The 25,125-nt window shown below is 36.7% G+C and carries 31 protein-coding genes, 1 pseudogene, 1 riboswitch and 1 other annotated feature; of the genes and pseudogenes, 6 read left to right on the top strand and 26 right to left on the bottom strand.

The features are described 5' to 3' along the window. Nucleotides 1-104 precede the first annotated feature (104 nt). A complete protein-coding gene (locus tag JNUCC51_RS20235; protein ID WP_337989479.1) occupies nt 105-512 on the top strand; it encodes a hypothetical protein in 408 nt (135 codons plus the stop codon). Between the two features lie 47 nt (nt 513-559). On the opposite strand, the gene JNUCC51_RS20230 is transcribed toward JNUCC51_RS20235, so the two are convergent. From JNUCC51_RS20230 to JNUCC51_RS20155, 16 genes are all read right to left on the bottom strand, one after another. After that, nucleotides 560-877, bottom strand: a complete 318-nt coding sequence (locus JNUCC51_RS20230) for a hypothetical protein (RefSeq protein WP_337989478.1) — start codon at nt 875-877, stop codon at nt 560-562. Then, nucleotides 874-1,308, bottom strand: coding sequence for a hypothetical protein (locus JNUCC51_RS20225; RefSeq protein ID WP_337989477.1), 435 nt, complete (start codon nt 1,306-1,308; stop codon nt 874-876). Before JNUCC51_RS20225 ends, JNUCC51_RS20230 begins: the two co-directional genes overlap by 4 nt. A 165-nt stretch (nt 1,309-1,473) precedes the next feature. Then, complete coding sequence (gene gcvPB / locus JNUCC51_RS20220; protein ID WP_337989476.1) at nt 1,474-2,937, bottom strand: aminomethyl-transferring glycine dehydrogenase subunit GcvPB; 1,464 nt, start codon at nt 2,935-2,937, stop codon at nt 1,474-1,476. Next, nucleotides 2,930-4,276: an aminomethyl-transferring glycine dehydrogenase subunit GcvPA gene (gene gcvPA, locus JNUCC51_RS20215; protein ID WP_337989475.1), complete on the bottom strand. Its 1,347-nt coding sequence runs from the start codon at nt 4,274-4,276 to the stop codon at nt 2,930-2,932. Before gcvPA ends, gcvPB begins: the two co-directional genes overlap by 8 nt. 25 nt (nt 4,277-4,301) lie before the next feature. Then, on the bottom strand, nt 4,302-5,405 hold the full coding sequence (gene gcvT / locus JNUCC51_RS20210) for a glycine cleavage system aminomethyltransferase GcvT (protein WP_337989474.1): 1,104 nt from the start codon (nt 5,403-5,405) through the stop codon (nt 4,302-4,304). A gap of 280 nt (nt 5,406-5,685) precedes the next feature. Then, nucleotides 5,686-5,778: riboswitch (glycine riboswitch) on the bottom strand. Nucleotides 5,779-5,922: 144 nt separating this feature from the next. Beyond that, nucleotides 5,923-6,438 carry a shikimate kinase gene (locus JNUCC51_RS20205; protein WP_337989473.1) on the bottom strand — a complete coding sequence of 172 codons (516 nt, stop codon included), beginning with the start codon at nt 6,436-6,438 and terminating at the stop codon, nt 5,923-5,925. 19 nt (nt 6,439-6,457) lie between these two features. Beyond that, nucleotides 6,458-6,658, bottom strand: coding sequence for a hypothetical protein (locus JNUCC51_RS20200; protein WP_049663996.1), 201 nt, complete (start codon nt 6,656-6,658; stop codon nt 6,458-6,460). Next, nucleotides 6,636-7,061, bottom strand: a complete 426-nt coding sequence (gene comGF, locus JNUCC51_RS20195) for a competence type IV pilus minor pilin ComGF (protein ID WP_337989472.1) — start codon at nt 7,059-7,061, stop codon at nt 6,636-6,638. The genes JNUCC51_RS20200 and comGF overlap by 23 nt, the downstream gene beginning before the upstream one ends. After that, nucleotides 7,054-7,371, bottom strand: coding sequence for a hypothetical protein (locus tag JNUCC51_RS20190; protein ID WP_337989471.1), 318 nt, complete (start codon nt 7,369-7,371; stop codon nt 7,054-7,056). The genes comGF and JNUCC51_RS20190 overlap by 8 nt, the downstream gene beginning before the upstream one ends. Continuing rightward, the gene (comGD, locus tag JNUCC51_RS20185) at nt 7,364-7,804 is read right to left on the bottom strand and encodes a competence type IV pilus minor pilin ComGD (RefSeq protein WP_337989470.1); all 441 of its coding nucleotides are present in this window, start codon (nt 7,802-7,804) and stop codon (nt 7,364-7,366) included. Before comGD ends, JNUCC51_RS20190 begins: the two co-directional genes overlap by 8 nt. Further along, nucleotides 7,804-8,142 carry a competence type IV pilus major pilin ComGC gene (gene comGC, locus JNUCC51_RS20180; protein ID WP_337989469.1) on the bottom strand — a complete coding sequence of 113 codons (339 nt, stop codon included), beginning with the start codon at nt 8,140-8,142 and terminating at the stop codon, nt 7,804-7,806. Before comGC ends, comGD begins: the two co-directional genes overlap by 1 nt. A 10-nt stretch (nt 8,143-8,152) precedes the next feature. Beyond that, complete coding sequence (gene comGB / locus JNUCC51_RS20175) at nt 8,153-9,226, bottom strand: competence type IV pilus assembly protein ComGB (protein ID WP_337989468.1); 1,074 nt, start codon at nt 9,224-9,226, stop codon at nt 8,153-8,155. Further along, nucleotides 9,204-10,223, bottom strand: coding sequence for a competence type IV pilus ATPase ComGA (gene comGA, locus JNUCC51_RS20170; RefSeq protein ID WP_337989467.1), 1,020 nt, complete (start codon nt 10,221-10,223; stop codon nt 9,204-9,206). Before comGA ends, comGB begins: the two co-directional genes overlap by 23 nt. A 422-nt stretch (nt 10,224-10,645) precedes the next feature. Further along, nucleotides 10,646-11,128 (bottom strand): hypothetical protein, encoded by a 483-nt coding sequence (locus tag JNUCC51_RS20165; protein WP_337989466.1) that lies wholly within the window; start codon nt 11,126-11,128, stop codon nt 10,646-10,648. A 37-nt stretch (nt 11,129-11,165) separates the two neighbouring features. Further along, on the bottom strand, nt 11,166-11,447 hold the full coding sequence (locus JNUCC51_RS20160; protein ID WP_337989465.1) for a hypothetical protein: 282 nt from the start codon (nt 11,445-11,447) through the stop codon (nt 11,166-11,168). A gap of 55 nt (nt 11,448-11,502) precedes the next feature. Then, complete coding sequence (locus JNUCC51_RS20155) at nt 11,503-11,883, bottom strand: hypothetical protein (protein WP_337989464.1); 381 nt, start codon at nt 11,881-11,883, stop codon at nt 11,503-11,505. Between the two features lie 383 nt (nt 11,884-12,266). Here JNUCC51_RS20155 and JNUCC51_RS20150 point away from each other — a divergent pair, with 383 nt between their 5' ends. Then, complete coding sequence (locus JNUCC51_RS20150) at nt 12,267-12,977, top strand: helix-turn-helix transcriptional regulator (protein WP_337989463.1); 711 nt, start codon at nt 12,267-12,269, stop codon at nt 12,975-12,977. A gap of 120 nt (nt 12,978-13,097) precedes the next feature. Then, on the top strand, nt 13,098-13,340 hold the full coding sequence (locus JNUCC51_RS20145) for a DUF2626 family protein (protein WP_024361272.1): 243 nt from the start codon (nt 13,098-13,100) through the stop codon (nt 13,338-13,340). Between the two features lie 370 nt (nt 13,341-13,710). Here the strand turns inward: JNUCC51_RS20145 and JNUCC51_RS20140 are convergent, their stop codons facing one another. After that, nucleotides 13,711-14,355: an MBL fold metallo-hydrolase gene (locus JNUCC51_RS20140; RefSeq protein ID WP_337989462.1), complete on the bottom strand. Its 645-nt coding sequence runs from the start codon at nt 14,353-14,355 to the stop codon at nt 13,711-13,713. Between the two features lie 168 nt (nt 14,356-14,523). Between JNUCC51_RS20140 and JNUCC51_RS20135 the strand changes: the two genes are divergently transcribed. Further along, complete coding sequence (locus JNUCC51_RS20135) at nt 14,524-14,703, top strand: DUF2759 domain-containing protein (RefSeq protein WP_049663929.1); 180 nt, start codon at nt 14,524-14,526, stop codon at nt 14,701-14,703. 53 nt (nt 14,704-14,756) lie between these two features. On the opposite strand, the pseudogene JNUCC51_RS20130 reads toward JNUCC51_RS20135, so the two are convergent. The 5 genes and pseudogenes from JNUCC51_RS20130 to rpmG all read right to left on the bottom strand — a co-directional run. Continuing rightward, nucleotides 14,757-15,062 (bottom strand): annotated as a pseudogene (locus tag JNUCC51_RS20130) (transposase); the annotation flags it as partial. A gap of 316 nt (nt 15,063-15,378) precedes the next feature. Continuing rightward, a complete protein-coding gene (locus tag JNUCC51_RS20125; RefSeq protein ID WP_337989461.1) occupies nt 15,379-17,274 on the bottom strand; it encodes an LTA synthase family protein in 1,896 nt (631 codons plus the stop codon). Nucleotides 17,275-17,555: 281 nt separating this feature from the next. Further along, the gene (locus JNUCC51_RS20120; protein WP_049663926.1) at nt 17,556-17,765 is read right to left on the bottom strand and encodes a YqgQ family protein; all 210 of its coding nucleotides are present in this window, start codon (nt 17,763-17,765) and stop codon (nt 17,556-17,558) included. A gap of 1 nt (nt 17,766) precedes the next feature. Then, nucleotides 17,767-18,351: a 5-formyltetrahydrofolate cyclo-ligase gene (locus JNUCC51_RS20115; protein WP_337989460.1), complete on the bottom strand. Its 585-nt coding sequence runs from the start codon at nt 18,349-18,351 to the stop codon at nt 17,767-17,769. 273 nt (nt 18,352-18,624) lie between these two features. After that, complete coding sequence (gene rpmG, locus JNUCC51_RS20110; RefSeq protein ID WP_008408521.1) at nt 18,625-18,774, bottom strand: 50S ribosomal protein L33; 150 nt, start codon at nt 18,772-18,774, stop codon at nt 18,625-18,627. A 150-nt stretch (nt 18,775-18,924) separates the two neighbouring features. On the opposite strand from rpmG, the gene JNUCC51_RS20105 reads away from it, so the two are divergent. Together JNUCC51_RS20105 and JNUCC51_RS20100 are read left to right on the top strand one after the other, a co-directional pair. Continuing rightward, complete coding sequence (locus tag JNUCC51_RS20105) at nt 18,925-19,371, top strand: hypothetical protein (RefSeq protein ID WP_337989459.1); 447 nt, start codon at nt 18,925-18,927, stop codon at nt 19,369-19,371. 3 nt (nt 19,372-19,374) lie between these two features. After that, nucleotides 19,375-19,872 (top strand): hypothetical protein, encoded by a 498-nt coding sequence (locus tag JNUCC51_RS20100; RefSeq protein WP_337989458.1) that lies wholly within the window; start codon nt 19,375-19,377, stop codon nt 19,870-19,872. 91 nt (nt 19,873-19,963) lie between these two features. On the opposite strand, the gene JNUCC51_RS20095 is transcribed toward JNUCC51_RS20100, so the two are convergent. The 4 genes from JNUCC51_RS20095 to JNUCC51_RS20080 form a co-directional block, all read right to left on the bottom strand. Continuing rightward, complete coding sequence (locus JNUCC51_RS20095) at nt 19,964-20,536, bottom strand: anthranilate synthase component II (RefSeq protein ID WP_337989457.1); 573 nt, start codon at nt 20,534-20,536, stop codon at nt 19,964-19,966. Next, nucleotides 20,533-21,918, bottom strand: coding sequence for an anthranilate synthase component I (trpE, locus tag JNUCC51_RS20090; RefSeq protein WP_337989456.1), 1,386 nt, complete (start codon nt 21,916-21,918; stop codon nt 20,533-20,535). The genes JNUCC51_RS20095 and trpE overlap by 4 nt, the downstream gene beginning before the upstream one ends. Before the next feature lie 153 nt (nt 21,919-22,071). Then, nucleotides 22,072-22,336, bottom strand: a binding site (T-box leader). Between the two features lie 39 nt (nt 22,337-22,375). Next, nucleotides 22,376-23,446: a mechanosensitive ion channel family protein gene (locus JNUCC51_RS20085; RefSeq protein WP_134018309.1), complete on the bottom strand. Its 1,071-nt coding sequence runs from the start codon at nt 23,444-23,446 to the stop codon at nt 22,376-22,378. A gap of 73 nt (nt 23,447-23,519) precedes the next feature. Then, nucleotides 23,520-24,392 carry a vWA domain-containing protein gene (locus JNUCC51_RS20080; protein WP_337989455.1) on the bottom strand — a complete coding sequence of 291 codons (873 nt, stop codon included), beginning with the start codon at nt 24,390-24,392 and terminating at the stop codon, nt 23,520-23,522. Nucleotides 24,393-25,125 lie beyond the last annotated feature (733 nt).

Raw genomic sequence — 25,125 nt, 5'->3', positions numbered from 1 at the left:
TAATGTAAGTATATCAATATACACCCTTTTGTTAAATAGTTTCTTATAGGGGGGCTGGGGGGCTGGGGGGCTGGGGACTGCATTGCATGGTGGGGTTTGGCATAATGTGGTGGGGTTTATTTGGTTTTTTCTGGCATTTCGATGGTTCTATCCGGCGCTTTGATGGTTCTATCCACCTTTTTGCCGGTTCTATCCATCTTTTTGATGGTCCTATCCATCTTTTTATTTTCTTTCCGTCGCTTGGATCTTTCCTTCCGTCGCTTCCGACTTTCTTTCCGTCGCTTGGGCTCTTCTTTCCGTCGCCCGGTCTTCTTTCCGTCACCTTGGCTCTTCTTTCCGTCGCTCTCGGCTTTCTATCCGTCGCCTTGACCTTTCTTTCCGTCGCTTCGGCTCTTCTTTCCGTCGCTCTGACTTCTATCCATAACCTTGGCTCTTTTTTCCCTCGACTTGTGGGCTATCCACGTCTTTGGCTTCACTATCCACGACTTTGGCTTCACTATCCACGACTTTGACGGTTCTATCCACGTTTTTGGTGGTTCTATCCACGACTTTGATGATTCTATCCGTCGCTTTGACCTTTCTTTCCGTCGCCTCGGCTCTTCTTTCCGTCGCTCTGACTTTTATCCGTCACCTTGGCTCTTTCTTCCGTCGCTTCGAACTTTCTTTCCGTCGCCCGGTCTTCTTTCCGTCGCTTTGGCTCTTTCTTCCGTCGCTTCCGACTTTCTTTCCGTCGCTTTGGCTCGTCTTTCCGTCGCCTGGTCTTCTTTCCGTCACCTTGGCTCTTTCTTCCGTCGCTTCCGACTTTCTTTCCGTCGCTTGGATCTTTCCTTCCGTCGCTTCGAACTTTCTTTCCGTCGCCCGGTCTTCTATCCGTCACCTTGGCTCTTTCTTCCGTCGCTTCCGACTTTCTTTCCGTCGCTTGGATCTTTCCTTCCGTCGCTTCGGCTCTTCTTTCCGTCGCTTGGTCTTCCTTCCGTCACTTCGGCTCTTCTTTCCGTTGCTCTGACTTCTATCCGTCACCTTGGCTCTTTCTTCCGTCGCTTCCGACTTTCTTTCCGTCGCTTGGATCTTTCCTTCCGTCGCTTCGAACTTTCTTTCCGTCGCCCGGTCTTCTTTCCGTCGCTTTGGCTCTTTCTTCCGTCGCTTCCGACTTTCTTTCCGTCGCTTGGGCTCGTCTTTCCGTCGCCTGGTCTTCTTTCCGTCACATTGGCTCTTTCTTCCGTCGCTTCCGACATTTCTTTCCGTCGCTTTTGACTTTCCTTCCGTCGCTTTTGACTTTCCTTCCGTCACTTTTGACTTTCCTTCCATCGCTTCGGCTCTTCTTTCCGTCGCCCTGACTTCTATCCGTCACCTTGGCTCTTCTTCCCATCGCTCTATTTTCTTTCCATCACATTGCTAATGTCTAACAAAAAAGAATAAAAAAAGGCGTCCAACAAGTACTAAAGTACTCATTGTACGCCTTATAGCAGTTAATTATGCTTTTTGATAGCGAAGCACAGGTGTACGAGCAGCGCGTGTTTCATCTAGGCGAGTTACGACTGTTGTATGTGGTGCTTCTTGTACGATTGATGGATTTTCTTCTGCTTCTTTTGCAATTTGGATCATTTTATCGCAGAATGCATCTAATGTTTCTTTAGATTCTGTTTCTGTTGGCTCGATCATTAATGCTTCTTCCACATTTAATGGGAAGTAAGTTGTTGGTGGATGGTAGCCAAAGTCTAACAGACGTTTTGCGATATCTAAAGTACGAACGCCAAGTTTCTTTTGACGACGACCTGATAATACAAATTCATGTTTACAATGACGGTTATATGGTAAATCATAGAATGGCTCTAAGCGACGCATCATATAGTTTGCGTTTAGTACAGCATATTCTGTTACAGCTTTTAAGCCATCTGGACCCATTGTACGGATATAAGTGTATGCACGTACGTTGATACCAAAGTTACCGTAGTAAGGTTTAACACGTCCGATTGATTGTGGACGGTCGTAATCGAAATGGTATGTTCCTTCTTCTGTTCTTACTAAAACTGGTTTTGGAAGGAATGGAATTAAATCTGCTTTTACACCTACTGGACCTGAACCTGGGCCACCGCCACCGTGAGGACCTGTAAATGTTTTGTGTAAATTTAAGTGCACGCAGTCAAAGCCCATATCACCAGGACGTGCTTTACTCATAACCGCGTTTAAGTTTGCACCGTCATAGTATACTTTACCGCCAACAGAGTGAATAAGCTCTGCCATTTCGATAATATTTTCTTCAAATAGACCAAGTGTATTTGGATTTGTTAGCATTAATGCAGCTGTATCAGAACCAACTACTTTGCGCAAATCTTCAATATCTACTAAACCATTATCATCTGATTTAACAGTGATAGTTTCAAAGCCTGCAACAGTTGCTGATGCTGGGTTAGTACCGTGAGCAGAGTCAGGAACGATAACTTTATTACGATGGCCTTCACCATTTGCTTCATGGAATGCACGAATCATCATTAATGCTGTCCATTCACCATGAGCGCCCGCCGCTGGTTGTAATGTCACTTCATCCATACCTGTAATTTCAACTAATGAAGTTTGTAGATCGTAAAGAAGCTCCATCGCACCTTGAGCTGTTGATTCATCCTGTAATGGGTGAACATTTGCAAAACCAGAAAGTCGTGCAACAGCCTCGTTAATTTTAGGATTATATTTCATCGTACAAGAACCAAGAGGGTAGAAGCCAGAGTCTACTCCGTGGTTTCGACGAGAAAGTGCTGTATAGTGACGCATAATATCAAGCTCAGATACCTCTGGTAACTCCGCTGCTTCCGCGCGTACTAAGTTTGCTGGAAGTAAATCTGCAAGATCAACCTCTGGTACATCAAGTGCTTCTAAGCTGTAACCTACGCGACCTTCTTTTGAAATTTCAAAAATGAGTGTTTGATTTTCGTTATTCATTAAGAGCCCCCATTTCTGCAACAAGTGCATCAATTTCTTCCTTCGTGCGTAATTCTGTTACTGCGATTAGCACGTGATTTTTAAGAGAGTCATATGTTTGACCTAAAGGATAACCACCGATGATACCTTTTTCAATTAAGCCTTTATTAATTTCTTTCACACATTTATTTGTCTTCACAACGATTTCGTTAAAGTGTGCACCTTGGAATACTACTGTGAAGCCTGCCGCTTCAAAGGCATTTTTAGCATAGCGAGTTTTCGCGATATTTTGCATAGCCATTTCACGAACGCCTTGCTTACCTAAAGCAGTCATTGCTACAGATGCAGCAAGTGCAAGAAGCGCTTGGTTCGAACAAATATTAGATGTTGCTTTATCACGACGGATATGTTGTTCACGCGCTTGTAACGTTAAAACATAACCACGACGACCTTCACCGTCTACTGTTTCACCAACAAGACGACCTGGAACTTTACGCATTAGTTTCGTTGTTACTGCAAAGAAACCACAGTGTGGACCACCGAATGCTTCAGAAATACCGAAAACCTGTGCGTCCCCTACACAAATATCAGCACCTAGCTTACCAGGAGGTGTTAAAACCCCTAGTGAAAGTGGGTTTGAAGATACTACAAATAAACTTTTTGCTTCATGTGCAATATCGCCAATTACTTGTAAGTCCTCAATTTGACCAAAGAAGTTAGGATACTGTGTAATAACAGCTGCCGTATTGTCATCAATTAGTTCTTTTAAAGCTTCTACATCTGTCACACCATCTTTATGTGGAACGGTAACAATTTCAATGGATTGACCGTATGCATATGTAGCAACGACATCGCGATACTCAGGATGAACCGCCTCAGATACTATAATTTTCTTACGTCTTGTATGTCCAGCTGCAAGCATACCAGCTTCAGCTAATGCTGTTCCTCCATCATACATAGAAGAGTTTGCAAGATCCATACCTGTAAGCTCTGCAATCATCGTTTGGAATTCAAAAATTGCTTGTAATTCCCCTTGTGAAATTTCTGGTTGATAAGGAGTATACGCTGTGTAAAACTCCGAACGAGAAATAACGTGATCCACGATAATTGGTTTATAGTGGTTGTATACGCCTGCACCTAAAAACGATACGTTAGCATTTGTATCTTTGTTTTTCGCAGCAAGTGCCGTTAATTCTTTTAATAAAGCTGATTCAGATTTTGCTTCTTTAATATCATATAGGCCTTTAAAACGTACTTTTTCTGGAATATCCTCAAATAACTCATCAACTGAGGATACGCCAATTACGTCTAACATTTCTTGTTTATCTTGCTCCGTCATTGGTAAATAACGATGTTTCATAAATGTAGGTCCCTCTTTTCAACTTTTATTTTGAACGCTTGTAAAACGGTGTTTCAACTGTTACTACCTTTAAGTGCTTACCACGAATTTCGATTTCCAATTCAGTTCCGATAGTTGTGAATTGACTGTCAATTAATGCGTGACCAACATTACGTTTAGAGGAAGGAAGCTGAGTACCTGTTGTCACTTCACCGATTTCCTTACCATCCTTAAACACTTTATAGCCATGACGAGGAATTCCTTTATCGATCATTTCAATACCTACAATTTTACGTGACAGTCCATTTTCTTTTTGTGCCACTAATGCATCATGACCATTAAAATCCTCTTTATTTAATTTCACAGCAAAACCAATACCAGCCTCAAGAGGTGAAATTGTCGCTGATAGCTCTTGCCCGTATAATGGAAGACCCGCTTCAAAGCGAAGTGTATCACGGCAACCTAAACCTGCTGGAACTACGCCCTTGTCTTTTCCAGCCTCTAAAATTTCATTCCATAACGCTTTAATATCTTCTGGAGAGCCGTATAGTTCAAAACCATCTTCTCCTGTGTAACCACTACGAGATACTAATGCTTTATGACCAGCAACTTCAACATCTGCTTGGAATCGGAAGTATTTAATCGTTTTTAAATCAGTGTCTGTTAATGTTTGAAGAACCTCTTCTGCTAATGGACCTTGAAGGGCAATTTGTGCATATGCATCTGATTGATTGTCGATAGTCACATCATATTGATGTTGATTTTCCATCATCCAATCATAATCTTTTTCAATATTTGCCGCATTTACGCACAATAAATAATGATTGTCTGCTAATTTATACGTTAATAAATCATCGACAACTCCACCATCTTCATAGCACATTGCATTATATTGCGCTTGACCAACTGCAATTTTTGAAATATCATTTGTCAAAAGATTTTGTAAAAAATCTAGTGAATTAGGCCCAGTTACTAAAATTTCACCCATATGTGATACATCAAATAAGCCAGCACGATTACGTACTGCATCATGCTCTTCTTTAATAGAAGAAAATTGCACAGGTAATTCCCATCCACCGAAGTCGATTGTTTTACCACCATACTTTGCATATTCTTCAAATAGAGGTGTACGTTTTAATTCACTCGTCATTATTTTTGCCCCCTTATTGTTAGTTACATTTTTACTGGTAGTAGTTCGTCTGCTTTTTATTAGTACAATCATGCTTCCCCTGTTTGTTCATTCAAAAAAGGAATAGGAACTAACAACATTAGGCAAAACATTCAGACATAAAAAAAGACAGACGAACCCCTTTTCGGGATTCTCTGTCCTTAAACCTGAAAGTTACACCAGACTGGCTCGCATTACTACAATGCCAATCAGCCGGCTTTCCCCTTTGGTGGCTGTAGTACTACAGCTCTCTCCAGAGTTGCGTCTTGTACGAGTCCTTTTACCTGAGAGATTCATAACATTTTGTTATTTGCTCCTTCGGTGACGTCTACACGTGCTCTCCCCGCACAATCATCCGCCCAAGATTCATCTTGGTACTATTTAGTATTCAATGAACATTTAGTTACTTATTTGTCTATATCCTAACATTAAATGCATTGAAAAGGCAATCATTTTTTAATTTATATTAAAACACGAACATTATTTTATATTATTTTAATCATTGTTCGCCTTTCAACCTTTTAACTTGGAATACTAAATACTCAAGAATTTGGCGGAGTGTTCTGCCCTCTGTTAACACTTGTATATGTCCAGTCTCACGATAGAATCTTCTTCTGTAATGATACAGCTTCTCTAACTCCTCTTTCGTTGAACTCTGTACAATTGGTCTGTTCGGATCATGCTGTATTCGTTTGTATATATCTTCGAATGTCGCATCTAAAAAAAACACGAGCCCACTGCGTCTCATTATTTTTCGATTTTCAGCATTGATTGCAACTCCACCACCTGTTGAAATAATACAAGCTTCGTCTCTGAATTTTTTCAAAAATTCTGTTTCTATTTCTCGAAAACGTGCTTCCCCGTATTTTTCAAATATCTGTGGAATTGTCATTCCCTGCTGCCGAACAATCTCATGATCCATATCATAATATGGCATCTTTAATAAATAGCTTAAACGTCTTCCTAACGCACTTTTGCCGGAGCCCATAAAACCAACTAAATATATTTTTCGCATTCGAATCACCTTCTTATAACTACGATTCTACACTGTCTGACAAAATTTGTCCTAATAAATTTATCGTAGCTCGAATATTCAGCTTTTCTAGGTCATCATATGTTCGAAACTGAATCTCATAAGACGTACAATACGTAAGAACAAAAGTAGTTACAAAAAATAATAATGCAATTGCGATTAAAAAAATAGCCCCTCTGTCATTTTTCAATAACTGGAACATAGAAAGTTCGCTCCTTTTTGATACCACTTGGAAGTTCAACAGCTATTGTTAACATATCTTTTTCATATTGGAACTGACATTTATTAATACCAATTAGCATTGGTACATGACCACCATTTACTTGATCACGAATTAAATTGCTATAACAATCGATATTATGAATGGTATCTGCTTCCTGGAATGTTATTCTCTTTTGATCTTGTCGAATCGTTAATGAAGAAATATCCTTTAAATACATATTCAAATCATAAACAAAAAGCTCCCACTTTGATTGTTCATCAGATAGTACCGTTGTTTTCATTTCTGCAAACCAAAGCATTATGAACACAACAAGATGCGCAATAAGCACAAAAACAACTAATTGAAACAATGCTTCTAATAAAGTATAACCTCGCTCATTCATCTACTACACCTGTCAGTTGTATACATTTTTTGCGTAATTCTCGCGTATTTAGAAAACTTACACATATCCCATGTCCATTCATAGACCATTGATAATCTACATTTTCAATGGTTTTAGTGCCTTCCGTTTGCTGTAAATTGCGAAAACGCTTTAAGCCTTCATAGGCAGTTTCAGCTGCGATGACTTCTAACTTCTTGTTATAAAGAGTCGATTTCATCGTGTAGCTGATCGGTATTAATGTTGTGCATAATAACATAACAATAACTACTGATAAAATTGTTTCTACAAATGAATAACCGGATTCATTCAACTCTCGACCTCCCTCGTCCTAACGTAATCACAATTTTTTTAGTGCCTTTAGGCGTTTTAAAATAAACAGTCCCTGGAGTCATGACGTTTCCATTGAAATTGTATATAATCGTATAAATTGAACTTGAAGAAGGTATGAGCTCAACCCCTTTCGGAAAAGGTCGTTCAAATAATTCTGTAAAAATATCCTTTTTAATGATGTATCTCTTTGATGAGCTCTCAAATTTTATCGAGATATATTCCCCTTGTTGCATACTATAAGTTTGGATATATTGAATATCTAATTGAATTTGTGTAAAAAACTGCTCAAGTTCCCTAGTTTCCGCTGCTTTTAACGAATACTTTACGACAATCGTTGACAAACAAATAACGATAAACAATACAAAGAGCATTTCGACAAACGTATAACCCCGCTCACTTTTTACAGCATCCATCAGCTACCAGATCTAGTATCAGAAGAGGTCTTCGCCAATCGTACCTCGCCGTCATTAGTGATCATAATCTCTTCTTTATTAGGACACGTCGTTTCATTCTTTTTCAAATATCCTTTTGCTACCAAATCTTCAATTGTTGGATATTCCATAAAATCTACACGATATGCCTCGACCTGCCCCTGCACCATGGAAATATACGCTTTACACCCCTTCTCATCGACGGTGGCAAAATGTTTCGTAACATTTGGGATTGTTATTAAAATTAATATAGAAATAATTAGTAGAACGATAAGCATTTCGATTAATGTAAAACCATATTGCTGCTTTATCCGTTTCATTATTATCCTCCTATACTAGTTCAATCATGTGATATATCGGCAATAATAAACTTACATATGCGGCAACTATGCACATTGCAATAATGATAAAAAAGGTTGGTTGCACAAAAGCAAGGATTTTATACAATAGTTGCTCTTGCTTTTCAGTCAATAATTCGCTGTATAGTACCAGCTCTTTTCCTAAATAGCCACTTTGCTCTCCATGTTCAACAAATGTCGAGAAATCCTTCTGCCAAACTGTCATCAAATGAACAGCTTGTGTCAGCGTATCACCATAAACAACACGCTCCTTTATACATCTTGCCAGATATTGTAGGAAAGGTTGGAGTCGCTGTTCCTCTAAAATTTGTAAACTCGCCTGTAAAGAAAATCCACTTTGGAGTAGACTTCCTAAATAAGCGGCAAATTGTCTCGTCAAAGACATTCGTATATAAATCCGAATTAATGGCGTTTTTAGGATAATATTTAGCCGGTGAGCAATCGGACGTCGTTTGAGATAAAGGTGAAAAATCAAAATACTACAAATTACTGCTATGCTTACGACAATTAAAGCATCTGGCAAATGCAATAATACTTTTGATAAAGCAATGCTTGTCTCCTCTGTGCCAGTAGTTCGACTTGTCACCATTTTTTCTATATTAGGAAAAAATATGGTGCGAAACACTAAAAACAACAGCATCAAAAATAAAATGAGTACTACTGGATATAAGAGTAGCTTCATTAATTTTTTCTTCGTCGATTCACTTAAGGTCATTTGCTTTGCCACACCTTTTAACGTCTCGATCATATGCCCATTGTTTTCGGCAATTGTAATAGCTACTAAATGCTGCTTTGGAATTTGCAATGCTTCGAAAACTCCTGAAACTCCGACACCTTGTCTCAGCTTTTCAGTGACTAGCTTTTGCATCTCTTCATGCGCTTCAATATGATGAGGTAATAGAATAGAAATAGCCTGTGAGAATAAATAACCTTCCTGCATTAACACGCTTAATCGACTAAAAAAATGAGCTTGCTCCCTTACTCGCCATATTGTTGCCTTCTTGTAATCTAATCGAATTCTTTCAATAAACTTTTGTATTCGCATAGATCTGACTCTCTACCAATTCTTTTTGACCTGCAAGCGTTAAATTATGCGGTAGCTCAAAGTTAGTTTTTTCCATAATTGCATTGATGGCCATTTGAAGATGTACATCACTTAATATTTCAAACAATGCACGGCGTTCTTCCTGGACTGTTGGTGATTGGAAAAGTGTTTGAGCAACAATGCCTACTACAGTTTGACGAAGTTCTTCTACTGGAATACCTAAGTCAATAAATCGATAAAGGCAGTTTATCGAATCTTTCGCATGAATACTTGTTAACACTAAATGACCTGTTAAAGATGCCTCGATTGCAATTTTTGCAGTCTCCTTATCACGTATTTCACCAATCATAATAACATCAGGTGAGTGACGTAAAATAGCCTTTAAGCCTGTAGCGTATGTAACGCCAGCTCGTTCGTTTACTTGAATCTGTAAAAGATTAGCCTGATTATTTTCCACAGGGTCCTCTAAGGAAATGACATGTCGATTTAGCTCTGTCGAACAGTAATGGATAAGAGAATATAAAGATGTTGATTTACCAGAGCCAGTTGCACCTGTGAAACAGAGGAGTCCCTGTCGATGTTTCACCAGTTCCATTAACATGTCTGCTACATATTTGGAATAAGATAAGGAAGTAAGTGGGAATGCATGATTTTGTAGAAGAAGCCGGATAATTAGGCTTTCTTTAAAAAATACTGAGGGAAGTGTCGAGACACGAAAGGCATATTGATCTTGTCCCATAGTTTTTTGGAAGGAGCCGCTTTGGGGTTTGCGTCGCTCACTAATATCTAATGCCGCTAAAAATTTATAAAAGGAAATCATTCGCTCTGCAAGCTCGTTTGGTAATTCACCAGCTTGGAGCAGCTTATCATATTTTCGAAAATAAATACGATATCGTACACTTTCTGGAACTAATAATAAATCTGATGCACCGAAATGATAGGCTTTTAGTAAAAGTTGCTCACATTTTTTCTCAACAACCGTTTCAAAATTTTGCATATTCGCACCCCTCTTCTGGTTCATTCGAATATGACCGCTCTATTCGTTATTTCCTAGTATAGATAGGAAACTAATACAAGAAAAGCCCTTTTCTTAAAAAAAAAATTTGCTATAAAATTTCCTGTCAAACTTGTTTTTTGCTATAAAAGTGTGGATAACATGCAAAAAACCACTAAATATGAACATAATCTTATGAAAATAGAAAACAAAAAATTTAAAAACATACTTTAAATAGTGATTTTAGGATTAGAAAAAACAGTATGTTTTATATTTCAAATGGAATACTGCTGACTCCCAACCCAATGGTAAAAAGTTTTTTACAGATAAAAAGACAAGGCACTCAGTTTATAATTGCCTTGTCTTCGTTTATATAGTTTAAAAATATTTCTTCTCTGCTCTTAAAAATTACTCTATAACTCTAATCACATAGGTTTTGATTGGAACCACCAACTACCAACTTCTGAAAAATTAATGTTCATAGTTTTGCCCAATATAGAAGCATTCACCGCCATATCTTGGTATCTGAATTTGTATTGATATGAATTTACAGAACCTGGATAACCTGTATAGAATTTATCCTTTGTTCTATATAAACCATAAGTAAAAGACCCTGACATAGTATTAAGTGCTATTGCAGATCCAAGTCCAATAAGGGTTAAAGCATCTTGAACTTTCGTTTCTATTAGCTTTTTAGGAAGCGTAACTCCTATCATTTTAGCTAAGACAACAGCTCCTGTGATTACAGCTACAATTTTCCCTACACTATCAACTGATTCCGAAAAAGAAATATTTCCTGGAGAAACAAATACAGGTTTATCACTAGGTGTAGCAAAAAGAGAGATCTGAGGTGATAAAGTTTCCTCTGAATCTATAACAAAATCAGGTTCATTTATTTCTAGATTCATTATTTTTCCATCTAGCAGTGCAAAACCATTCGATTGGTTAATAAGTAAAAGTATGTTCCTCTGCACCATTAGTTATAGTAGTTACAGTAACAGTATTGTCGGTATATTTAATATCTACATCAATATTAGTATCAGAATTAACTAAACTGAAATTATGTGTATTAGCAGTGGATGTCGAATTTTCTACATTAAATCCAGTATTATTTTCTACATCACTTTCTGCAGCATAAGAATTAGTAGGATTTATAAAACTAACTGGACCAGCAGCCAATAAGCTTGAACATAGTACACTGATCATTATTTTATTCGAAATTTTCAATTAATTCACCCCGGATTATTATTTTTCCATAACTACATTGTGAATAAAAGGGAGTTTATTTTTTTGAGTTTTTTAATATAAAGTAATATCTTGAGATTGTAAAAATAAAAACTATTTCAATTATCAACCACCACTGAAAACCAAAACCAGTATTTTCCGCCTTTAAAATATCAAAAATCCCCCAAATTAATAAGGTAGCTAGTACAAAAGCCAGAGTACATCTTGCAGCTTCTGGATAATAATTGTTGCTTTCATCTTTTTTTAATTCTTCTTTTTCATTATCTAAATTCAAATAATCATCTCCTTTCGTACTTTCATTCGTTAATACATTCAATAAAACTATAATTATCAATTCTAAGTGATTTCTAAGACTTTCTTGGCTAACTTTTCTTGCTATTAAATTACTTATCCCCGCTGATAAAATTATAAACTTCAAATCATCAAAATCGCCTGTTGCTTACATTAGTGCTCAACTACCGTTTCAAAATTTTGCATATTCGCACCCCTCTTCTGGTTCATTCGAATATGACCGCTCTATTCGTTATTTCCTAGTATAGATAGGAAACTATTACGAGAAAAGCCCTTTTCTTAAAATAAAAATTTGCTATAAAATATCCTGTCAAACTTGTTTTTTGCTATAAAAATGTGGATAACATGCAAAATTCCACTAAATATGAACATAATCTTATGAAAAAGTTAATATTTATGTCTAAAGGAACTGTATCTTTTTCAATAATGCAATATAATAGGATTAACATGATTTTTTTCCTACACTTGGTAAAAGAGTTAATATTCAAAAAATACGTAGAGGTGAAGCAAATGATCAATCCATTGAAAATTACTAGTACATTGGCTGATGAAACTAGATATTCTATTTATGAGTACATACTGCAAGAGAAGAAAACTGTTACGGTCCAAAATATCGCTGATAGATTTGGTATCCACCCAAATGTGGCCCGTTTACATTTAACAAAACTGACAGAAATTAATATAATTACAGCTGATTTTGCCAAAACTGGGAAAGGTGGTAGACCTGGGCGTGTTTATAAGGCCTCAGATAAAGGTGTAACATTATCGTTCCCAAGACGTGATGAAGATCGACTATTAAAATGGACAATCCAATTAATTAAAGAGTTCGGACCATCTGCATTAGAAAAGTGCAAGGACATTAGCTACCAAGACGGCTACCAACAAATGAAGAATTTTGTAAATGCTGAGTTACAATTAAACAATACCCTTTCCTTCGAACAAAAACTTCAGCTTTTAACTGACAATGCAGCATTAATTGGCTATATTCCGCAAGTACAACAAACAGAGCATGGTAAAAGTGTGACTTTCTCTATTTTTAATTGTCCATTCCAGGAGCAGCTTACTACTCATTCAGAAATTGTTTGTTCTCTACATGAATCCTATTTAAAGGGACAGATAGATGCGTTATATTCCAGCAATGAATTTGTACAAATTGATAGCATGATACATGATTGCGATTTATGTAAATATGAAATAAACGTGGCAGAAATTGATAGTTAATTTTTAAATATCCAATTCTTTGTCACAAAGAAGAAGAAGTTCCAGTTTACAGATACCTTTCATATCATTTATAATGAGTAAGAGATTATTGTGTCGTGGGCAAAAGGAGGGGAAATCTTCATGGATAATATGTATAAAGTTATGGCATTCTGGACAGGTATTTTTGCAGTCATGTTCTACCTTGGTGGTATGAACGAAGTATCGCTATTATTCGTAGGTAATACAGGTTTATTCTTATTATTAGGCTTCTTAAACCTTTCAGAACGTATGTACATGTACATTTTCGGAGCATATTTAACTGTGTTCTTTGCTGGCTTCACGTACTATACAACATTCATTCACGTACCTGGTGGCGGTCATTAATACAAAGAAAAACGCGTGTCTCACCGAAAGTGAGGCATGCTTTTTTTATGTAAATTTATTGACTAGGTGCATAATCGTTTATCAAGGAATAGAAAAAATCCCCTTTTGCAATGATTTGGTTAGATTTTGGTTTATGTTATCTAACTTTGCAAGGGGGATTTTTGTATTTTATGAAGCTAATTTAGATTTTAATTCAACACGAAGCTCTTTAAGTTGATTGGAGTTGATGTTGGGCGACTCCTTAGGGATTAGCATCACAGACGGAGCGAGCAAAGCGAAGCGTCAGCGACATTGTTTTATCCGTGCGAAAGCAAAGCGCCAAGCAGGAACGGAAATCCACCCAAGCTTGATAGTTAACTATCAGCTATCATTAAAATCCATTTAAAAAAGGATTTGTCTCCATTTCTGTACCGACCGTTGTATAATTCCCATGACCAGGGTAGATAATAGTATCCTCAGGTAGTGTCAATAACTTATCATGAATGGATGTAAGTAATGTTTTTGTCGAGCCTCCAATTAAATCAGTACGACCTACACCTTGTTCAAATAGTGTATCTCCAACAATAGCAATGCCATCATTTTCAAATATATATGATATACTACCTGGTGAATGTCCTGGCGTAAAAATAGCTTTAAAATAAAAATCGCTTATTTCAAAAAGCTGTTCTTTTTTAATAATATTTTCTTCAGCTGGTGCATCAACAATATAATCTGGTAATGCTGCGTATTTACTAGAGCCATTTTTTGTTGGATCTCCTAGCCAACTCACTTCTTTTTCATGAATCCATAACGGAACATCAAAAGCCTTGCGGACAGCATCTACGGCACCGATATGGTCGAAATGTGCATGTGTTAAAAAAATGGCTAATGGCTTTAAATTGTTACTACGTATAGCCTTGATGATTCGATCTGCTTCTTCTCCTGGATCAAATATTAAGCATTCCTTATTTTTATTCGATACGATATAACAATTCGTTTGGACAGGTCCGAGCGAATAACTTCGTACGTTTATCATTGTTATCACCTCTATTTCAATTATACAGCCTTTGCCACAATTTGACGATAAATGTTCATAGTTTAATCTATTTTAGTTCTCGACAAAAACAGGTAGAACGTTTACAATTAAGGAGGAATATTGTTTACGACATTCATTTTCTGATGTCGAAAGGAGTGTCAATTTTTAATGAACTTATTAATGGTTATTTTTGGTCTTGTTGCAATTTTAGCTGTAGTTGGTACATTCCAAGCAATTAAAGAAAAGAACCTTTTAAGCGTTGTTTTCAACTTATTAAGTGCTGCAGTATTCGGTTGGTTCGTAATTATGACTGTTATTAATAGCGGATACCCACCAAAATTACACTAAAATTCAGACAGAAAAAAGAGCAGCCTCCATTACGGGGTTGCTCTTTTTCTATTGTTTATATATATTTCTTCTGGCACCATATCCAAAAAATATTTGAATGACATATCGTACTTTGAACGCTCTACAAGGTCGATGTCTGATATATCATAAATCGCTTTTAATAATAAATACTTAAACATACGAATTGGAGGAATGGCATTACGTCCATTGTCTAAACATTATTTTGTTTTTAACTCTTATAAAATGAATGAAAAATCAACAAGTTCATTTATTTGGCGAAGTATATTATCTTTTGGCACAACAATATCGTAGATTGCTAAATATGGACTTAAATTAAGGGTTTCTTGATTTGAAATCATTTGGAGCACCACCTGCACATTAATTCTTTTATTATAAAGGAAAGCGTGACTAAAATGATACATTGCGTTGTTTGGAGAAGCATCGCTCGACTTCTGCGGGAAAGCGAGACAGACGAGACCCCGCACGAAGCGAAGCGTAGGAGGAGGCTCGGCGCTCGCCCGCGGAAAGCGAGCGGAATGCTTCGGAAAACAACAGTAGAGTCACAGTGCCAAATGAAAAAGCGAGGTATTCAACGATTAAATCGTTGAATACCTCGCAATGTGAGAAGATATAGACTTTTTCAGTGCCCTCCATTAAATGAGATCTCTCTTTTTGTTACTTGGCTGCCCCTTGCTTCAAGTTACCTGTTTTTTGGTCATAGAAGCGGAGTAAGTCACCGTTAATGATGGCATCTGAATTTTCAAGTTCTTTCGTAGCTCGGTCAGCATATGACTGACATGGCTCACCATCAATTTCTTCGCCAGTTGCTTTGTCATAGCAAGCTTCACCAGCATATACATATTTATCTGTTACAAAACGACCATCGCGGAAAATAACGAAGTCTTCATGCTCTGGTGAGAATAGGTCTGCACCAAGTTGCATATCTTTTGAAGTTTCAACGCCAAGAAGGTGTAGAATTGTCGGACGTAAATCCATTTGCCCAGAAATCTCTGTCATTTCTTTACCATCACCTGCTCCAGGGATATGGATGAATAAAGGTACTTCTTGTAGCAATGCATTATCAAATGGTGTAATGCCATCTTTTCCTAGATATTGAGCCATCGCTTTGTTGTGGTTTTCTGAAATACCGTAATGGTCACCATACATTACAATAATAGAATTATCATATACACCTTGATCTTTTAAACTTTGGAAGAAGTCTTTAAGCGCTTCATCCATATATCGAACTGTTTGGAAATAACGATTTAATGTACCTGAGTTTGAAGTATATTCAGGAATCATTATATCATCTGGATCCAATGTGAATGGATAGTGGTTCGTTAAAGTAATTAGTCGAGAATAGAACGGCTGTGGCATATCTTTCATTAACGCTGCAGATTGCTCTACGAATGGGACATCTTTCATACCCCAGTTAACAGCTTGCCCTTCGCCAATCTTATATGAATCTATATCATAGAATTTATTAATGTGTAATGATTGATACATCATGTCACGGTTCCAGAATGATTTATTATTCGGGTGCATGACATTTGTAAAGTAGCCATTATCACCAAGACGCTCAGCCATAGAGTTATACGTATTTCCACCATGTGTGAAGAATACCGCACCTCGACCTAAGCCGAACAATGAGTTTTCTAAAATAAATTCTGAGTCAGAAGTTTTCCCTAATCCAGTTTGGTGATAGAAGTTACTGAAATAATACGTATCTTTATCTTTTGTTAAAGAGTTTAAGAATGGTGTAATTTCATGACCATCCATTTGGTTATTAATCACAAAGTTCTGTAAAGACTCCATTGATACAACAATCAAATTACGACCCTTGTATTTACCAAACATTTCAGGGTTGATTGCTGCTTGATTTGAACGAATATAGTTGTTCACTTCTACTAATTCACTGCCATCCGCTAATGCACGTTGAGCAGAAGATTTTGATTGAATATAAATGTCATACAAATGATAGTTATAAGTACCTATGTTTTTCACAAGTAATTCACGGTCAAAGCTACGTGTTAACAATTGTGGGCGCTCTGTTTCAGCTAATCCTAAGTTTAAGAACGACACAGCAATCGCTAATACGAAGTACGCGCGACGGAATTCCACGTTTACTTTTACTGCATCTTTCATTTTAGGCACATATTTATTAGCTAAAATTAGAATAAGTACGTCAACGAAATATAATAAATCCCAAGGGCTAACAATCGCTGCTACTGAAGTTCCTAAATCACCAAAGTTACTTGTTTGGAATAATACCGGTAACGTAATAAAGTCGTTGTAGAAACGATAGAACGCTACATTCCCGTATAATACAACTGACAAAATAACACTGATAGTAATAATATAACGATTTCTAACTTTTGGCGATTTAAAGAATAACGATATACCATAAGCAAATAGCACGAAACTTAATGGATTAATAAACAAAATAAATTGTTGCATCGCATTTTCGATTTTCATCTCAAAGCTTGTGTGATAAACAATGACCGTTTTTATCCAAGTTGCTACAATTGCTAGTATCATAAATGAATGTTTAGGCCACTTTATTGATTTCATCCCTAACATCCTCCCTACTTTCTTACAAAAAAATAATAATTTTTAACAATTTGTTACTGAAACAAAATATATCTTAATCCATTTTTTACAGATAATCAATAGATATATTTATGGAAAAACTGCGCTCCTCGTTCGTTTATGCGCCTGATAGTAATATATACGTTTCTGTTTGTAAAAAGTTTCGTAAAAAATAAAACAGTGGAGAACCACTGTTTTTTTAAGAATATTACATACATGTTACATTATGTTTACAATACCACAAATGAATTATATTTAAAACATTACTGATTATTTTCTTTCATGCGAAGCTTTGTTGTTTCTTGTCGAATTAGTAATAATGCCATTTGATAATCTTTAATATCTAGTACATTCGCTTTATACAACTCACGAATTTCATCCTCCATTAACATCAAATCTCCAATGGGATCTCGTGTGTAAATATAAGTGCCATATGTTTTCAATAGTTCATAAATATCTAACATTTTGTCCATTTTAGTTCGCTCCTCGTTGCGTTACACAGTCAATACGTTTTGTCGGTGTCACAATGATATCTACTGGGCAGTCGTGTGCTTCTATAGGTACGCGTTCATATAGCTGTTCATTAAATAGTAAAGACATGAGCTTACCCTTCTTGTAGTTTAATACATAGCGATCATAATAACCACCGCCATAGCCTATTCGATATCCGAACTTATCAAAAACAACTCCTGGAACAAGTATGACATCCAATTCATTTGCGTCAACAAACTCACACATTTCTGGAATTGGCTCACGCAAATGCATATAAACAGTTTCTAGCTGGGCAAACGATTCAATGGCATAAAATAACATTTCTCTTGTTTTTGGGTTACATTTAGGTACAGCGACTTTTTTACCAAGTTGCCATAGTTCTTCAATTAGTTGAATTGTGTCGACTTCTGGCTTATTGGAAATGGTAATGCCTATTGTAGTTGCTTCTATTATATATGGTTCCTGTAGCACTTTTTTAACTACAGCATTTGATTGATTGTGGTAAGCTACTTCGCTCATTGTGGCAAGAGCTTCCTTTACTCTGTTCCGTAAAGTTGTTTTTTCCATGCTAAGCTACCTCCTATTAAATTTCTCCTTGGCGTAATTGCCGCTGCCGCTTCGCTTTCGCGCAGATAAATTACCACAGGATGTGACGTTCTTAGACTGAGTTCCTCTATTTCAGTTGGTGTTCGGTTACCCACTAAAAGAAACCTCATCCTCATTCATCTCTCAACCTTCAGAGCTAACAGTCTTCAGTATCTGTCGCTACAGAAAAAAATTGCTGAATGAAGATAAAATGTAGAAAGCCAAAACCACAAGTGGTTTTGGCTTAATGAGCGATTACTTAGTTTCACGGTGAAGAGTGTATTTCTTCTCGCGAGAGCAATATTTTTTAAGTTCAAGACGCTCTGGATTGTTACGCTTGTTCTTTTTAGAAATGTAGTTACGTTCGCCGCAATCTGTGCAAGCTAAAGTAATGTTTACGCGCATTATTAACCCTCCCACTCTATATCAAGAATTAAAATTTTGAGCATGATTTATACGACTAACCCATTATAACATAAAATAAAAAAAAATCTACCTTCATTTCATATTAAGTTTGCATATGGTAAAATACCTTATAATTACATACTTAATGAGGTGAAACTATTGGATTTATCCATCATACTTATGATTGTCGGAATTCTCCTAATTGTTGTTTCGTTCTTTTTCAAAAACAGCTCGAAAAAGGTCGAACAAGATGTAGAGGAGCTATCCATCTCTATTTTTCAAGAGACAAATAATTTAAAACGACGTATAAAAATTGTTGAGGAAGAGCTGTTATTAGAGCCAGAGTTTCAGGTTAAATCGGCACAAAATAACGCTATACCAAATCCAAAGGTCCAACAAGTCATGCAAGCTGTTCAACAGGCTGCTCAGGCATCGAAAACAGGACAAGCTGCTCCAAAAACGAAACCTATACATCAAATTATTGTAAGTCAGGTGCTTGAACTAAATAAGCAGGGTCTTTCAGTTGCAGATATAAGTATTCGTTCAAATTTAACTGAAGAGCAAGTTCGCCAAGTGATTGCAAACGGAGGTCGGTAATTCATGAATAAGTCCGCTATCCGTGCATTCGGCATTGCACTTTTTCTTGTAGGTGCATTGTTAGCTTTAGCTGCTCGTTTTGATCTCAATATCGGTCTTCCAACTAAAGCTTCCACAAATACAGAACATGTAGATGAGTTGCAAAAGAAGCTCGAACAAGCTAATAAAGAAATTGCATTGTTAAAGGAACAAGCTAAGCAAGCCCCAAGGGAAGCTAATCAAAAGACAGATACACCTAAAACAACGACTAAAGACACTCATAAATCCGCAGATGTACAGGCAAATGCGACAACAATGACACTTCAAATTTACAGCGGTATTACACCATATATTGTGGCGCAAAAGCTTGAAGATGGTGGCATTATTGACAATAGTGTTGAAATGGAACTTTTACTTGCTAACCCCAAATACTCTAGAAGCTTACAAATTGGCTCCTACGAGGTCAATACTTCGATGTCTCTAGAGGAAATTGCAAAATTGATTACAGGGAAAAAGCAATAACACTATCATCCTATTGATTGGAAAATATCTCATATAAAAAAGTCTGTCATCAAAAATCCAACTACTGATTTTCGATGACAGACTTTTTAATTTATGAAATTTGTTCTAAGAAAGCACGCATCATTATACTGCCCTCTTGTGTCCCAATGGATTCTGGATGAAATTGCAGCCCAAAAAGTGGGTATTCCTTATGTTGAATTGCCATAATTTCACCATCATCATTGGACTTTGCTAAAATATTAAAATTCTCATGTAACGTGCTTTGCTCAATAACGAGGGAATGATAGCGCATTACTTCGATTTTACCGTCTAACTGAGCAAATAAGCCTGTTTTTTCATATTGAATCGTCGATAATTTTCCATGCATTATATTTTTAGCTTGAACGATACTCCCCCCAAAAGCCTGCCCTATCGATTGGTGTCCAAGACAAATGCCTAAAATCGGAAATTTCTTATATAGCTCTTTAACAACATCCACTGTTATTCCTGCCTCAATTGGCGTACCAGGGCCGGGTGATAAAATAATGGCTTCAGGTTGTATTTTCTTAATGTCTTCAATTGTTATTTCATCATTACGTACTACTTTTACATTTTTCCCAAGCATTCGTATTTGCTGAAATAAATTATATGTGAATGAATCATAGTTATCGATCAGTAAAATCATTTTTTCACCTCCAATAACGCACGCGCCTTATTTAGCGTTTCCTCATATTCAGACAAAGGCACAGAATCGTAAACAATACCAGCTCCTGCCTGAACATGGGCACGATGATCCTTTATGATCATTGTCCGAATGGCGAGTGCTAAATCCATATCCCCTGTAGCGGAAATATAGCCTACTGCACCCGCATAGACACCTCGCTTCACAGGCTCGAGCTCATTGATAAGCTGCATAGCGCGTATTTTCGGCGCACCTGATACTGTGCCAGCAGGTAAGCAAGCTCGAAGAACGTCCAAAACATGTACATCATCGCGTAATTCGCCGATAACCTCTGATACAATATGCATAACATGCTTATATCGCTCAATATTCATATATTTTATAAGCTTCACTGAACCCACTTTGGCAATACGTCCAAGATCATTACGTCCTAAATCCACTAGCATACGATGTTCAGCAATTTCTTTTTCATCATTTAATAAACCTTCCGCGATCGCGTTATCCTGCTCCGCTGTTTTACCTCTAGGCTTCGTCCCTGCGATAGGATTTGTCGTTACCTTTCGATCCTTCACTTTAACGAGACTTTCAGGAGATGTACCTAAAATGGTATACGTACCAAAATCCATATAGAACATATATGGTGAAGGGTTAGAAGTACGTAATTGACGATACAAAGCGAAAGGATTACCTGTATATGGTGAAGTGAAGCGTTGTGATAAAACAATTTGGAATATATCCCCTTTACGAATATGCTGCTTTGCACGTTCAACCAGTGCCACAAAATTTTCTTTGGCGATCATTGGTCTGAAATCTAGCTTTCCAAACGTCGGTTCATCAAACGTTGTTCCAGTATAAAGCTGCTCTTTCATCGTAGAAATAGCCAATTCCATTTCTTCAAGAGAACGCCCTTCATCAAATAAATCGATTGCCGCTAATGTAATCTCTTGCTTTAAATGATCAAAAACGATAAATGTATCATAGAAAAAGATATGAACATCCGGCATTTCTAAATCATCCTGCAAGTATTCACCTATTTTTTCTGTATAAAATGCTGTTTCATAACCAAAGAACCCAATTGCTCCTCCAAAAAAGGCGAAAGGATACTGTGCCTTATGCAACGGCATAACTTGCTTTAATTTTACTAATACATTGTCGCTCGATTTTTCTGTTTCTCCGCCTTTAGTAAATGAATAACCATACTTATCACCAATCAGTTCTGCAATTGGGTTGACCGCAATAAACGAATAACGCCCACTTTCTTCATGCTTGGCAGATGATTCGAAAAGCATCTTATGCTCCCCTTTAATTGATTGATAAACAGAAATTGGCGTCATCATATCACCCTGTAATGCCTTCATGGCAAACTTCCTAAGCTCAACTGTCATACTCTCTCTCTCCTTTTCTATGCTCTGCTCTTCTACACCAAAATCTATTAATTATGCATTGGCGTTATGAACGCTGCTGTTTCTTTAGCACTTTTATAAACATCGCGTCTGGATTCATTCCGCCAAAACAAATAAAAAAAGGCCTTTCCATCACAAAAGGACGAAAAAGCCGTGGTGCCACCTTCATTGGTCTTCATCAATTATGCCCAGCATAATTACAATCAGCTGATGCTTGTATACCTGCTGAAAAAGTTAAAAGACCCTCTCTTTACCCTGTAACGTAGGCAAACGCTAATCCATACTTTATTCAGGATTAGAGCTCCGAAGTCCATTCACTATTTATTTGTACTAGTTTCCACCAACCACTAGCTCTCTATTACAAATAATAATAGCTACTACTCTTCATCAAAGCTGATTTCATGTATTCATTGTAAAGTAAAAAAACTAACAATTCAATTTATTTTTTATTACGAAGCCATTCATCTTCATCTGGATTTGCTAGTATAATATTTTGTTCTTGAAAGATTTGACGAATAGCAAATAAAATATCTTGTCGCACATTTAACATCTCTGCCGTATCGTTTGTTGCCACATAGAAACGCACTAGGACACGATAAGAGGTTGGATAAAACTCATCTATAAATACATGAATCATTTCTTTTTCAGTTTGAGCATGCAAATAAATTTCCTTCTGAATAGCACTTAAAGCACTTCGTAGTTTATCTTCTTCATTTTCAGCAGCTACAAATAAAAATTGCTCACATTTCCGTTTTTCTCGTTTCGATAAATTATAGATTGGTCGATTTACCAAATAGGAGTTAGGTACATAAACAAGCCCTTTATCTCCCGTTTGAATTAAAGTACTTCGAAGATTAATATCCTCGATAGTTCCTTCAATTTTTTGATCCTCTGTTGCTATCCAATCACCAATTTGGAAAGGGTTATCTAATGCTACAGACATTCCGCCAAAAACATGTGCTAGTGTATCTCGAATACCAAAGGCAATCGCTACACCAGTTAAGCCAATCCCTGTTAAAAAGCCATTCAAATTAAAATTCCAGAAAGAAGCAATCGTAAACATTGCTAATATCATAATAAGCACTTTTCCTATACGAAGAAAAAAAGGTAACAGGACATTTGGTTCCTCATCGTTATTCAACGGTAGTGGCTGCTTTGTATAAAAATTTAATACATCATATACGCCTTTGAAGGCAAAAAAGACCATAATAGACAATACAAAATTTTTAGTTGCTACATGTGTAAATAAAAAGATTTCTAATAATATTGATAAGCTAAGTACAATTACTGCAGACATAAATGCATAGCGAATCGCTTTATTAAATTGTGCGAGTACTGTTGCCTGAAAGTTACGCTGATGATCTCTCAAAAACGTAACAGTACGATTAATAATTTTCTTTATAACAAACTGCTGAAAAAGCCAACCAATTACACAAAGTGCAACGGCAATAATAATTTCCATCCACGTTGGGGTTGAAATATCAGGTAATAACCAATTCAATGAATTCAAATTTCATTCTCCTCTAACTACTATGTATATTCACAGAAAAGGAGCCAATCAACATTGACGATCAGCTCCGTTTTTATTGAATTGCATCATCCGCAAAAAAAGCCTTATTAGCAAACCAAAATTGTTGCTCATTAAAATTATGTTCATGCATAGCGATAACCGAAAATTCAGCATGGTACTTTCGCTTCATTTCTTCAAGCATAGCCTTCGCTTGCTTTCCGACAAGATGCTGCCCGTCGATTGGGGTGCCTTCTGTAAAAATAATAATATCCGCATCTGTACAATGTTGATTTTCTTGGAGCAAGCCCTTTACAAAATGGAGGACTGGCAAAAAGGCAGCTTCTCCCTTTGCCTTATAATCAATAAAATCCTTAAAATCGGATAAATTTAAATGCCCTTTTTCAAATTGAAAATGTACATGCACTTGACAATCATATGGAACGATATATAAATCTCGACGTTCACGGTGCGCGGTCATAAATAACGGTAAAATCATGCTTTTACAAAGCTCAGAATATGCCTCCATACCAGTTGTTTGCTCAAGACAAATAATAATTGGACCAGTTTCTTTTTTGTATTCATCAAACGAAACATATAGGATGTTTCCTTTTTTTATTGTTTGACGATTAAGCTTTCGTCGCCTAGCTACCTGCCTCTTTCGCTCATAATACAAGCGCTGCTCTTTTCCATTAGCCAATCGTTCGTTTTGCTCAATTGCTGGTATATTTTCATAAATTTCATGAATAATATCTGCCAATTCAAGTGCGAATGCTGCCATATTTCGTAATGCTTCACTTTTGTAAAAAAAATCAATAAAAAAATGTTGTTCCTTGTTACTTAATTCCTCTAGATGTAAGTTTTCATATAGAAAACGTAAAAAGTCACGTTGTTCTGACGTGAATTCCAGATCAAATTTCTTTATGAGTGATTCTACAGCGTCTTTCACGAAGCAGCACCTCCCAGCGCTTTTTTTCGGATAATGTCTATAGTATAACCAAAATAATTTTTTGACAATACAATAACATTTGTAGTATTTTGACGCTATTTTAATTAATAATGTTGCTGGTATTTAATAATGTCATGGAAAACTATATGCCTACAAAATTAAGTATTCTATTAAATAAAGTATGGTACTTCGGTAAAACGAGTGTTTGATTTCCGTTCCAGCTGGGCGCTTTGCCGCTGACGCTTCGCTTTCGCGCAGAGCAGAGCTTCCTAGGGGCGTCCGATGAGCCGCTTCACTCGCATTGCTCGCTCCAGGGTCTCATCTGTGACGCTGATCCCTAAGGAGTCGCCCAGCTTCCACTCCAATCAAACACTCCGCGTAGTATGTATATCCTGGAATTTTATTCTAATTCATAGTGTTAAAACACAACTTCAGCTATGTTTTTATATGCGAAAGCGGAGCGGTAGCAAACGCCATAGGAAAGCGAGTAGCATGGAACAATCCTCATTTAAAGCAACACCATATTTACAATAATCTCCTTAACGGTTTGTTTTTTAACAATATGAAAAAAGAGCCTATTATTGGCTCTTCTCTGATTTGCAGATTAATATTACATCTAATTGAATTAAGCTGTATTATGATTTAATCGTGAATCTTAAACAATCAGTATTTTGTAGGAGTGTTGAAATCGTCTCTCTTTTTTACTGTGAGATTTTTTTATATAGAAGATAAT

The sequence above is a fragment of the Lysinibacillus sp. JNUCC 51 genome (assembly GCF_015999525.1).
In the GTDB taxonomy this organism is placed as follows: domain Bacteria; phylum Bacillota; class Bacilli; order Bacillales_A; family Planococcaceae; genus Lysinibacillus; species Lysinibacillus xylanilyticus.
This window is presented reverse-complemented; position numbering and strand designations above follow the sequence as displayed.

Coding starts and splice junctions, on each gene's coding strand:
- JNUCC51_RS20235 (WP_337989479.1), top strand. CDS start 105: ATGTGGTGGGGTTTATTTGGTTTTTTCTGGCATTTCGATGGTTCTATC.
- JNUCC51_RS20225 (WP_337989477.1), bottom strand. CDS start 1,308: ATGGAAGGAAAGTCAAAAGTGACGGAAGGAAAGTCAAAAGCGACGGAA.
- gcvPB (WP_337989476.1), bottom strand. CDS start 2,937: ATGAATAACGAAAATCAAACACTCATTTTTGAAATTTCAAAAGAAGGT.
- gcvPA (WP_337989475.1), bottom strand. CDS start 4,276: ATGAAACATCGTTATTTACCAATGACGGAGCAAGATAAACAAGAAATG.
- gcvT (WP_337989474.1), bottom strand. CDS start 5,405: ATGACGAGTGAATTAAAACGTACACCTCTATTTGAAGAATATGCAAAG.
- JNUCC51_RS20205 (WP_337989473.1), bottom strand. CDS start 6,438: ATGCGAAAAATATATTTAGTTGGTTTTATGGGCTCCGGCAAAAGTGCG.
- JNUCC51_RS20200 (WP_049663996.1), bottom strand. CDS start 6,658: ATGTTCCAGTTATTGAAAAATGACAGAGGGGCTATTTTTTTAATCGCA.
- comGF (WP_337989472.1), bottom strand. CDS start 7,061: ATGAATGAGCGAGGTTATACTTTATTAGAAGCATTGTTTCAATTAGTT.
- comGD (WP_337989470.1), bottom strand. CDS start 7,804: ATGGATGCTGTAAAAAGTGAGCGGGGTTATACGTTTGTCGAAATGCTC.
- comGC (WP_337989469.1), bottom strand. CDS start 8,142: ATGAAACGGATAAAGCAGCAATATGGTTTTACATTAATCGAAATGCTT.
- comGB (WP_337989468.1), bottom strand. CDS start 9,226: ATGCGAATACAAAAGTTTATTGAAAGAATTCGATTAGATTACAAGAAG.
- comGA (WP_337989467.1), bottom strand. CDS start 10,223: ATGCAAAATTTTGAAACGGTTGTTGAGAAAAAATGTGAGCAACTTTTA.
- JNUCC51_RS20165 (WP_337989466.1), bottom strand. CDS start 11,128: ATGAATCTAGAAATAAATGAACCTGATTTTGTTATAGATTCAGAGGAA.
- JNUCC51_RS20150 (WP_337989463.1), top strand. CDS start 12,267: ATGATCAATCCATTGAAAATTACTAGTACATTGGCTGATGAAACTAGA.
- JNUCC51_RS20145 (WP_024361272.1), top strand. CDS start 13,098: ATGGATAATATGTATAAAGTTATGGCATTCTGGACAGGTATTTTTGCA.
- JNUCC51_RS20140 (WP_337989462.1), bottom strand. CDS start 14,355: ATGATAAACGTACGAAGTTATTCGCTCGGACCTGTCCAAACGAATTGT.
- JNUCC51_RS20135 (WP_049663929.1), top strand. CDS start 14,524: ATGAACTTATTAATGGTTATTTTTGGTCTTGTTGCAATTTTAGCTGTA.
- JNUCC51_RS20125 (WP_337989461.1), bottom strand. CDS start 17,274: ATGAAATCAATAAAGTGGCCTAAACATTCATTTATGATACTAGCAATT.
- JNUCC51_RS20120 (WP_049663926.1), bottom strand. CDS start 17,765: ATGGACAAAATGTTAGATATTTATGAACTATTGAAAACATATGGCACT.
- JNUCC51_RS20115 (WP_337989460.1), bottom strand. CDS start 18,351: ATGGAAAAAACAACTTTACGGAACAGAGTAAAGGAAGCTCTTGCCACA.
- rpmG (WP_008408521.1), bottom strand. CDS start 18,774: ATGCGCGTAAACATTACTTTAGCTTGCACAGATTGCGGCGAACGTAAC.
- JNUCC51_RS20100 (WP_337989458.1), top strand. CDS start 19,375: ATGAATAAGTCCGCTATCCGTGCATTCGGCATTGCACTTTTTCTTGTA.
- JNUCC51_RS20095 (WP_337989457.1), bottom strand. CDS start 20,536: ATGATTTTACTGATCGATAACTATGATTCATTCACATATAATTTATTT.
- trpE (WP_337989456.1), bottom strand. CDS start 21,918: ATGACAGTTGAGCTTAGGAAGTTTGCCATGAAGGCATTACAGGGTGAT.